Raw genomic sequence first — 9,703 nt, 5'->3', positions numbered from 1 at the left:
GTGGGGGCCCGCGGGGCGCGGGGGGGGGGCGGGGCCCGCCCCGCCCGCCCCCCCCCCCCCCGCTCGGCCGTGTTCGCCCCCTTGCGCCCCCGTCGGCCCCGTCGCATCCGGAACGTGCCCGAACTGACGCGTACGCGCCGCATATCCACCGTTTCCCAGCGGTAGGAAGCCCCTTGGTGGCAGTCTGCTCAACAGCAGATACGCAAAGTGGTAGTTACAGGCAGGCAGCCGGAGGTGCACGTCCCGTGGCGTCCAATGTCAATCCCACCGTCAGGCGACGCCGGCTGGGCCAGGAGCTGCGCAGGCTCCGCGAGCTCAAGGGCATGACGGCGGAGGAAGTGGCGGAGCGGTTGCTCGTTTCGCAGTCGAAGATCAGCCGGCTGGAGAACGGGCGCCGGAGCATCAGCCAGCGCGACGTCCGCGACCTGTGCGGGGTGTACGAGGTCGAGGACCAGCGGGTCGTCGAGTCCCTGATGGAGATGGCCAGGGACTCGCGCCAGCAGGGCTGGTGGCACGCGTTCGGCGACATCCCGTACAGCGTCTACATCGGCCTGGAGACGGACGCAGAGTCGCTGCGGGTGTACGAACCCCAGCTGGTCACCGGTCTGTTGCAGACCCGGGCGTACGCCGAGGCACTGGTGCAGGGCGCGTTGCCGGAGACCTCGGCCGCCGACATCGAGAAGCGGGTCCAGGTCCGGATGCGGCGACAGGAACGTATCACCGCCGAGCACAACCCCCTCCGGTTGTGGGTGGTGCTCGACGAGGCCGCGCTGCGCCGGCTCGTCGGCAGCAGGCTGGTGATGCGCGAGCAGCTGGAGTACCTCATCGAGATGTCCCAGCAGCCGCACATCACCGTGCAGGTGCTGCCCTTCGAGTGCGGCGCCCATCCCGGCCTCAACGGCCAGTACGCGATCCTGGAGTTCGCCGACGCGGCCGACTCCAGCGTCGTCTACCTGGAGGGCGTGACCAGTGACCTCTACCTGGAGAAGGCCCACGACGTGCAGAAGTACGCCGTGATGTACGAGCACCTGCGCGCCCAGTCGCTGAACGTCGAGCAGTCCCGGCAGTTCATCGCCGACGCGGCCAAGGAGTACGCCCGCTGAGCCCTTCCGCCGCCCTCCCGAACAGAGAGCGGCGGAGTGTACACCGGTGGAACGCTCCCATGGAAGGCTCCTCTGGAATATGCCATCCAGACGAGTGAACGAGTACTCCGGGCGGGGAAGTTGGCTAGTAGCGTCGATCACGCCAACCGATCAGAAAGGTTGGCGTGATTCGCACTACAGCAAGCACCACAGCAACTCGCAACAGGAGTGGACATGGCACTGCTTCAGGGCGCCACGGAGACGTGGACGAAGTCCTCCTATTCCGCAGGGAACGGGGCGTGCGTCGAGGTCAAGTCGCCGACGACCGCGGGACTCGCCGTACGCGACTCCAAGGTCGAGGAGGGCCCGGTCCTCGCGTTCCCGGCCGACGCGTGGAACACCTTCGTGGACTCGGTCAAGGCGTAGGGGGCATTCGCTGACCCACCGTCTCACGCTCCCGACGAAAACAACTGCACAAGCGTCACCCAGAGCCCTCTCGACCAGCCCGCCGTCCTTGCCGAGGGGGCTCGGCTTGTGCCCGCCGGCCGGTGGGCGGGCGGGTGCACGTCGGCGTGCGGGCCGGGCCGACGCGCACCGCCGTCTCCCAGGGCCGGTCCCGGCTCAGGCGAGGGCGGACTCGATCGCCGCCACGACCTCCGCCGACTCCGGCTCGGTCTGCGGCGAGAACCGCGCGACGACCTGCCCGTCCCGGCCGATCAGGAACTTCTCGAAGTTCCAACGGATGTCCCCGGTGTGTCCTTCGGCGTCGGCGAACTCGACCAGACGCTCGTAGAGCGGGTGCCGGCCCTCGCCGTTCACCTCGACCTTCTCGGTCAGCGGGAAGGTCACGCCGTACGTGGCCGAGCAGAACTCGGCGATCTCCTCGGCGCTCCCGGGCTCCTGGCCCAGGAACTGGTTGCAGGGCACCCCGAGCACGGTGAAGCCCTGCGCCGCGTACCGCTCCTGGAGCTTCTCCAGACCGGTGTACTGCGGGGTCAGACCGCACTTGGAGGCCACGTTGACAATGAGCACGGCCTTGCCGCCGTACCCCGGCAGATCGGCCGACCCACCCCGCAGCGCACCGATCTCCACGTCCAGCACGGACCCGTTGTTCTCAGTAGTCGTCATGGGCGGATGCTAACTCCGTCAGGTGGCGCCAGGGGTTTCGGCCCGTGCCACGCCGGCGGGCTCGGTGGCCCGGCTCACCTCGCCCGCCCGCGCGAGACGCTCGGCGCGGCGGCGTCCCCCGCGGTGACGCCGCCGCCGCTCCGCTACGGCCGCTCGACGGGAGCGGACGGCTCCGCTGCCGGTTCCTTCGGCGCGGTGAGCTCCCCGGCCGGCCCGAACGTGTCGGCGACGGCCGCGAGCTGCTCGATGCCGGCCTTGAGCGCGGCCGACCCGTCCGGGCCGTCCAGCTCGCGCTCGTTCTTCTCGACCTCCTGGTCGAGCCGCTTGGTCGCCCGCTCGAAGTAGCGCAGCAGCTCCACCGGGAAGGGCATGACGAGGGTGGAGTTCTTCTCGGCGGCGACCTCGACGACCGTCTGCAGGAGGCGCAGCTGCATCGCCTCGGGCGTCTCCGCCATGATCCGGGAGGCGTTGGCGAGCTGCTGCGCGGCCTGGAACTCGCCGTCCGCCGTGATGACCCGGGCCCGCCGCTCCCGCTCGGCCTCCGCCTGCCGGGACATGGACCGCTTCAGGGACTCCGGCAGCTGGACGTCCTTGATCTCGACGCGGTCGATGTGGATGCCCCACTCCGCGGCCGGGCTGTCGATCATCAGGGCGAGCCCCTCGTGCAGCCGCTCCCGGTCGGTCAGCAGGTCGTCCAGGTCGCTCTTGCCGATGATGGAACGGAGCGAGGACTGGGCGACCTGCCCGACGGCGAAGATGTAGTCCTGCACCTCGATGGCCGCGCGGACCGGGTCGGTGACCCGGAAGTAGACGACGGCGTCCACCTTCACCGACACGTTGTCCTTGGTGATGCCCTCCTGGGTGGGCACCGGCATGGTGACCACCTGCACGTTCACCTTGCGCATCCGGTCGGCGAACGGGATGAGGAAGGTGATCCCCGGCCGCCGGAAGTCCGGCAGCGCCTTGCCCCAGCGGAACACGACCCCACGCTCGACCTGGTTGACCACCCGCATCCCGCTGCGCAGCACGAGCAGGACCAGTACGACCGCCAGTACGACCCCTACGACGGCGCCGTCCATGGGCACACACTCCATTCTCGACGTGATCCGGACAAGAAACCGGACAAGGATGAGGACACGCCACGGCCGTCCGGGGATGCGGCTGCCGGCGTCAGGAGTGCGTAAAGAAAACCGGCGCCCGGGAAGGCGAGGCAGGGGCGCCGGGCCACGCCCCACCGCCCGTATGGGCTATGATCATTCCAGAGCTGGTCGGCCCGGTGAGGGCCGCCTGGTGCTGCGTTGGTGGTCCAAGGAAAGACGCCCCGCTTCCTGCGGGGAAATGCAGGTGCAAGGCCTGCCCGGCGCTCCATACCGAGGCCCGTCCACACCGGACGGGCCTCGCGCGTTGTCCGTCACGCGTCCGGTCCCCACCGCTCCGGCCCGCCGCCCCGCCAGTCGATCCAGGGCGCCGCCGCGACATCCGCCGGGTCGATCTCCAGCCCGGCCCGGCGCAGGAACTCGGCGACGTCGTTCACGTTGTGCGCGAGCCCGAGGATCTCCCCGTCCACGCGCACGCGCCGCCCACCCGTCGGCGACGGCGGATGCACGATCACCCGTATCGGTCCGGACATGCCTTCAGGATCATCCGGGACGTACGGTCCCGCACTCCAGCCCGTCATCGGAGACCTCTCAGTTCCCTGCCCCGTCCGACCGCCCCAGGCTCCGCAGCTCCCACCACGCGGCGGGGGCGGGGCGCCGTCGCTGCCAGTAGGGGTGGAAGAACACCTCGGCCGACAGCCGGTACAGCCGCCGACGCGACTCGGCACGTCCGGGCCGCTCGGCGAGCTCCCGGTAGGTGGCGCTCCACGCCAGCTGCGCCCTGACCAGGTCCGCGGGAAACGATCGCATGGCCGAATTCAAGCATGTGTTCGATTTTCGAGTCCACCAGACCCGACCCGAACAACGGCAACACCCCCGAAGCGGGAGGGGCGCCGCCCCGGGCAGACGGCAGCGCCCCCGAGGTCGGGGGCGCATTGATCCGGGGCGAGGACAGCGCCCCCGAAGGGGCGCGGGGAACTGCGCGACCAGCCACGACGGCGCCGCAGCCGACACACGGCCCGGGGCGCTCACAGCGGAGCGCCTAGTCGACGTCCACCGGCCCGTCGTCCGACGTGCGGCCCTTGGTGCCGGGCAGCTGCAGCAGGCCGCTGCTGCCGCTGTCCTTGCTCCCGCTCTCCTCGGAGCGGCGGCCGTCGGACTCCTGGCCGCCCAGGTTCTGCCGGACCGAGTCGAGGATCGTCAGGCCCTGGGAGACCAGGCCGGCGGCGATCTCACCGAGGCCGTCCGCGCCGTTGAGGACGTTGACGTTGGCGCCCGCGAGGCCGCCGGCGGCCTCCTTGACGATCTGCGGGAGCTGGTCGATCAGCATCCGGTCGAGCGCCACCCGGTCGTACGACGCGGCCGCCTCCGCCTGGATCTTCATCCGCTGGGCCTCGGCGGCCGCCAGGATCCTGACCCGCTCTGCCTCGGCCTCGGCGGGCCTGACGACCTCGGCCACCAGCTGCTCCTGCCGCAGCTTGGCCTGGCGCTGGGCCAGCTCCGTCTGGGCGGCGAGCACCTCCTGCTGGGCATGCGCCTGCGCCAGCGGTCCGGCCTGCCCGGCCTGCGCCTGGGCGCGGTCCACCTCGGCCGAGTACTCGGCCTTCACGATGGCGGTCTGCCGGGCGTACTCGGCCTGCTTGCGGGCCGCCGCCTGCTCCGCCTCGACGGCGGCCTGGGTGGCCTGCGCCTGGGCGATCTGCGCCTGTCGCTGGATGGCCGCCTTGTGCGGCGCGGACATGGCGTCGATGTAGCCGGTGTCGCCGTCGTCGATGGACTGGATCTGGAGCGAGTCGACGATCAGGCCGATCTTCGCCATCTCCGTCTTGGAGGTGTCCAGGACCTCGGCGGCGAGCTTCTGCCGCTCGGTGACGATCTCCTCGACGGTCATCGAGCCGATGATGGCGCGCAGGTGGCCGGCGAAGATGCGGCCGGTGAGCACCGACATCTGCTCCTGGTCGGAGAGGAAGCGCTGGCCCGCGTTGATGATGCTCTCGTGGTCGTTGCCCACCTTGAAGGCGATGACCGCGCGGACGTGCAGCGCGATGCCCTGCCTGGTCACGCAGGTCTCGGTGACCTCGGACTCGCACATGGACAGAGTGAGGAACCGGACCTTCCGGAAGACCGGCAGCACGAACTTCCCGTGCCCCGTGACCACTCGGAACGGCGCGCCCCCCAGTCCCCGCCTGCCCCCCGAGATCAGCATCGCCTCGTCGGGAGCGGGTACGCGGTATCCGAACATTCCTGTTACTCCTCAGCCGGCCTCGGCGCTGTCGCCGAGCGCGTCCAATGGATCCACCCACTCGATGACGCCGACCTCGCGGCATCCCCGTGATTCGATCACGAGAACCGTCGAGCCGACGGGCAGGGGCGTCTCCGACCAGGCGAGGAAGGTCTCCGAGCCGCCTCTGACCCGGACCAGGACCTCGCCGGGGCCGAGGGAACCGCGCGTTCCGATGAGCACCTTCCCCGTGCAGCCGATCACGGCCTCGTCCTGCGGCATCACCGGCCGTCCTCCTCGTCCTGGCCCTGTGATTCCGACGATAGACCTGTTCCGCGCGGGACCCAACGGCCGGGGAGGACCGTCCCGCGGAGCGGGAGGCACCGGACGCGCCGCGTGCGGGCGGGGCCGGGCAAATGCCGCAAGGTGAGGAGAGCTTGGGCCTGCGCCCGGCTGTGGCGCCGGGGGTGCCGCGCGGACCGGAATCGGATCGGAAGCGGTTGGCGGGTGTCCGCGGAAGCGGTCGGGGTGGTGTCGTGGACGGCGGTGAGGCCGGGCGACGCGGCGCGTGACGCGGCCGGCGGGGTGATGCCGCGAAGGGGGAACAGTCAGATGCGGAACAGCCCGCCGACTCGGGGGACCCGTCCAAGCCTCCGCCCGGCCTCACCTTCACCACCGATCTTGCCGCCGGTTCCGCCGCCAATTCCGCCGCCGGTTCCGCCGCCGGTTCCGCCGTCGGCTGCACCACCCGCCTTGCCGTTGGTTCCGTTGTCGGGTTCGCCGCCGGCTTCGCCGGTTCTCCCGCGGTCGGTGTCGTGCGCCGCGTCGCCGCCGGTTCCCTTGCCGGCTTCGGTGTCGGTTCGCTCGTCGTCGGCGTGGGGCGTGTCGGCGTCAGTCCGTCGCGTGGAGGCCGAGGACCAGGTCCTCGAAGCGCTGCTCCACCGGGGTGAGGTCGGTGCGGGCCAGTTCCTGGGGGAGGATGACGATGCGGAGCTCGGGGGTCAGGGCGGGGTGGCGGCGGCAGGCGTCGATGAAGGAGTCCACGATCAGCGCGGCCAGCTGACCCCGGTCGAGGTCGGTGACCCGGGCCAGGCCGGAGCCGATCAGCGGCACGGCGACCGGCTTGAACAGGCCGTGCACCGCCACCGAGGCCCACAGGTTCTCCAGGCTCAGCCGCAGGTCGGCGTGGGTGGACCGGGCCACCAGGTCGTTGCCCAGCCGGGAGTAGGCCGTGGCGAACACCCGCCGGCCCTCGACCGGCACCATCACGGTCGTCCCCACCGGATAACGGACCCGCCGGCCCAGCGGCTTGCTCCGTACGGTCTCGGTGGCCACCGCCTTCACCGTGCGCAGCCCCGCCCGCAGCCGGTCGTCCAGCAGCCGCCGCCGCCCGGCGAACAGCCGGTCCACGAGCTGACTCTGCAGGCTCTCCCGGCTGATCACCAGATCCTCGGCGGTCTCCGTGTCGAAGGTGTCGGAGAACCCGATCACCAGGTTGGCGTCCACCTGGTCGAAGAGGTCACCGCGCACCAGCACCACATCCGCCCGCTGGCCGGGCAACGGCACCCGGTGCCGCAGCAGTTCGGCCCCGTGCCGGGCGCGCAGCTCCGCGCGCAGCGCGTCCAGGACCCGCGCGGCCTCGGTGTCGTCCGGATGCTCGTGGGTGATCGACTCGGCGACCGGCAGGGCGAGTTCGGGCCGCCCCAGATCCGTCTGCACCCGGACCAGTTCACGCCGGGCGGTGTCCAGCAGGGTGGTCAGGCGGCGCACCGAAGGCACCGCGAACTCCTCGCCGTTGACCTCGGCCAGCGGCCGGCCGTGCACCAGGGACAGCGCCTCGGCCAGCCGGTGCGCGGCGGTGGCCGGCGGCGCGAGCAGGGCCTCGCCGACGATCGCGGTGAACCGCGCGCTGTCCAGCTCCTCCGGCCCCAGCACCAGACGGTAGGCGGTCTCCGGCCCCTGCACGGTGACCTGCTGCTCGGTGCGCAGGATCTGCGTGCCCGCGCTGTCCTGGCCGGGGGCCAGCGCCCGCCGCAGCTCCAGGACCCGCTTCTGGACCTCGTTGCGGTTGCGCTGGTCCAGTTGGCGGGGCTCGTCGGCCAGCCCCCACACGTCGCGGCGGAGTTGCCGTACCGGCACCGCCTCGCCCTCGGCCGCCACCAGGCGGACCAGCAGCCGTGTCGTCAGCGGCGTCAGCCGGACCGGAGCCCCGTCGACCTCGAGCTGGACCGGGCCCAGTACCTTCACCCGGATACGTGCTCTCCCACCGGCCATCCGCGTCGCCCCCCGGCGGTTCAGCGTCACTCTGCGTCAGCCCCAGTGACTGAAAGATTATCATGATGCCTTGGGGATTCCATGAGTTCGGGTGATTCCGCCGGACTGGACCCGATACGGCCTCCGGACACCGTCCGGCCCCGTATCCTGCGCCCCTTCCCGCGCCGCCCCGCCCGGCGCGCCGGGTCACGCCGCTCCGCCCTGCCGCGCCGCCCCGTCCTGCCGCGCCGCCCCGTCCTGCCGCGCCGCCCCGTCCTGCCGCGCCGCCCCGCCCTGCGCGCCCTGCCGCGTCCGCGGCTGCCCCGGGGTGCACGGCGCGCCCGGCAGGCCTTCGTGCGCGACACGATGGTGGCGTTCGGCGGGCTGTCCGCCGTCTCCCAGGTCGTCGGCCCGTTCGTGCCGCACAGTGCCGCCGGGGCGGTCGTCGGGCTGTCGGTGGGGGGCTGCCTGGGCTGGGGGCTGCTGCGGTCCCGCCCGGTGACCCGGGTGCGGCAGGTGTTCCGGCGGCCCGACATGACCGTGGTCGTCGAGACGGGCGACGTGTTCGACCAACCCGCCCACCTCGTCGTCGGGTTCTGCGACACCTTCGACACCCTGTCGGCCGGCGGCCGGCTCATCAACGCCGACACCGTGCAGGCGCAACTGCTGGACCGCCGCTACGACGGCGACGCGCACCGGCTGGACGCGGAGCTGGCCGCGGCGCTCGCCCCGGCCCGGCCCGTCGCACGGGAGGACCGGGCGGACAAGCCGCTCGGCAAGCTCGACCGCTACCCGGTCGGCACGGTGGCCGTGCTGGGAGACCGGCCGCGGCTGGTGTTCGGCGTCGCCTACAGCCGGATGGACAACGACTACGTGGCCGCCTCGTGCGTGGAGGACCTGTGGCGGGGGCTGGGCGGACTGTGGGACGCGCTGCGCGCGCACGCCCAACTGGAGGGCGTGGCGATGCCGTTGGTCGGCTCCGGGCTGGCCCGGCTCGGTCACCTCGATCGGGACAGCCTGCTCCGGCTGATCCTGATGTCCTTCGTGGCCCGCTCCCGGGAGGGCGCGATCTGCCGCGAACTGCGCGTGGTCATCAGGCCCGACGAGGTCGACGGCGTCGACATGCGCGAACTGGCGGCGTTCCTGGCGGCGTTGGCCTCGGAACCGGAGCGGCGGCGGACCTGAGAAGGGGCGGGAGGCCGCTGCCCCCCGCCCCTGCGCGCGGCCCGTCAGGCCAGTCGGCGGTAGGCCGCCAGGTTCTCGAAGTACGAGGTGTCCCGCCAGTCGGGCCGGGTGTCGTCGAGGTCGCACTCGGCGCCCTTGAGCCGTTCGACGATCTTCGAGATGGCGGTCTCGGAGCCGTCGAAGCGGATCACGTTGCGGCCCCCGAGGTCCGCGGCCGGACGCACCTGGCCGACCTCCACGATGATCGTCCGCTCCGGGTAGGCCATCAGCGCCATGCCGAGCTCGATCAGCACGTTCTGCCGGGGCTGTCCGGTCAGCCGGGTCTCGTACGGCTGCTCGTTGTCGCCCAGCAGGTGCGGATGGAGCTTGGCGACGTCGTCCGGGGTGAGCAGCACGAGCGCCGCCTGCGCCTGGGACAGCGCCTTCTCGATGACCTCGCCGAGGAACGGCGCGGTCCCCCCGGTGGCCCGCACCAGCCGCTCCCATTCCAGCGGGCGCAGGTCGAGCCGGCGCAGCAGCCCGAACATCGCCGTGCGGACCTCCTCGTCGCGGCCGTGCACGACGAAGACGCTGCGCCCCCGGGCGTGCTCCGCGCGCGCCTGGGCCGCCCGCGCCGCCTCCTGCTCGACGGACCGCTGGTCCTGCGGCGGGGTGTTGTAGACGTTGTACCCGAAGCCGCTGTTCTGGCCGCCGAAGACGTTCTGGTTGTGGTCGCCGAAGGTGTGGCCCTGGCTCAT

11 protein-coding genes are annotated in these 9,703 nt (G+C 71.9%); 3 read left to right on the top strand and 8 right to left on the bottom strand.

Annotation, left to right across the window (positions count from 1 at the left end; all coding sequences use genetic code 11):
- Window positions 1–245 precede the first annotated feature (245 nt).
- Window positions 246–1,103, top strand: coding sequence for a helix-turn-helix transcriptional regulator (locus AB0M11_RS08720; protein ID WP_093501737.1), 858 nt, complete (start codon window positions 246–248; stop codon window positions 1,101–1,103).
- Window positions 1,104–1,316: 213 nt separating this feature from the next.
- On the top strand, window positions 1,317–1,508 hold the full coding sequence (locus tag AB0M11_RS08715; protein WP_365702856.1) for a DUF397 domain-containing protein: 192 nt from the start codon (window positions 1,317–1,319) through the stop codon (window positions 1,506–1,508).
- 195 nt (window positions 1,509–1,703) lie between these two features.
- On the opposite strand, the gene AB0M11_RS08710 is transcribed toward AB0M11_RS08715, so the two are convergent.
- The 7 genes from AB0M11_RS08710 to AB0M11_RS08680 form a co-directional block, all read right to left on the bottom strand.
- Complete coding sequence (locus tag AB0M11_RS08710) at window positions 1,704–2,210, bottom strand: glutathione peroxidase (protein ID WP_365702854.1); 507 nt, start codon at window positions 2,208–2,210, stop codon at window positions 1,704–1,706.
- A gap of 143 nt (window positions 2,211–2,353) precedes the next feature.
- Window positions 2,354–3,289, bottom strand: coding sequence for a slipin family protein (locus AB0M11_RS08705; RefSeq protein WP_365702852.1), 936 nt, complete (start codon window positions 3,287–3,289; stop codon window positions 2,354–2,356).
- A 332-nt stretch (window positions 3,290–3,621) separates the two neighbouring features.
- On the bottom strand, window positions 3,622–3,840 hold the full coding sequence (locus AB0M11_RS08700; RefSeq protein WP_365702850.1) for a hypothetical protein: 219 nt from the start codon (window positions 3,838–3,840) through the stop codon (window positions 3,622–3,624).
- 58 nt (window positions 3,841–3,898) lie between these two features.
- Complete coding sequence (locus AB0M11_RS08695; RefSeq protein ID WP_365702848.1) at window positions 3,899–4,117, bottom strand: hypothetical protein; 219 nt, start codon at window positions 4,115–4,117, stop codon at window positions 3,899–3,901.
- 232 nt (window positions 4,118–4,349) lie between these two features.
- A complete protein-coding gene (locus AB0M11_RS08690; RefSeq protein ID WP_365702846.1) occupies window positions 4,350–5,549 on the bottom strand; it encodes an SPFH domain-containing protein in 1,200 nt (399 codons plus the stop codon).
- Window positions 5,550–5,561: 12 nt separating this feature from the next.
- On the bottom strand, window positions 5,562–5,810 hold the full coding sequence (locus AB0M11_RS08685) for a hypothetical protein (RefSeq protein ID WP_365702844.1): 249 nt from the start codon (window positions 5,808–5,810) through the stop codon (window positions 5,562–5,564).
- Window positions 5,811–6,419: 609 nt separating this feature from the next.
- Window positions 6,420–7,775 carry a macro domain-containing protein gene (locus tag AB0M11_RS08680; RefSeq protein ID WP_365702842.1) on the bottom strand — a complete coding sequence of 452 codons (1,356 nt, stop codon included), beginning with the start codon at window positions 7,773–7,775 and terminating at the stop codon, window positions 6,420–6,422.
- A 108-nt stretch (window positions 7,776–7,883) separates the two neighbouring features.
- Here AB0M11_RS08680 and AB0M11_RS08675 point away from each other — a divergent pair, with 108 nt between their 5' ends.
- The gene (locus AB0M11_RS08675; protein WP_365702840.1) at window positions 7,884–8,966 is read left to right on the top strand and encodes a macro domain-containing protein; all 1,083 of its coding nucleotides are present in this window, start codon (window positions 7,884–7,886) and stop codon (window positions 8,964–8,966) included.
- Between the two features lie 44 nt (window positions 8,967–9,010).
- On the opposite strand, the gene AB0M11_RS08670 is transcribed toward AB0M11_RS08675, so the two are convergent.
- Window positions 9,011–9,703 (bottom strand): nucleotide-binding protein, encoded by a 693-nt coding sequence (locus AB0M11_RS08670; RefSeq protein ID WP_365702898.1) that lies wholly within the window; start codon window positions 9,701–9,703, stop codon window positions 9,011–9,013.

The organism is Streptomyces sp. NPDC051987 (assembly GCF_040680735.1).
In the GTDB taxonomy this organism is placed as follows: Bacteria; Actinomycetota; Actinomycetes; order Streptomycetales; family Streptomycetaceae; genus Streptomyces.
This window is presented reverse-complemented; position numbering and strand designations above follow the sequence as displayed.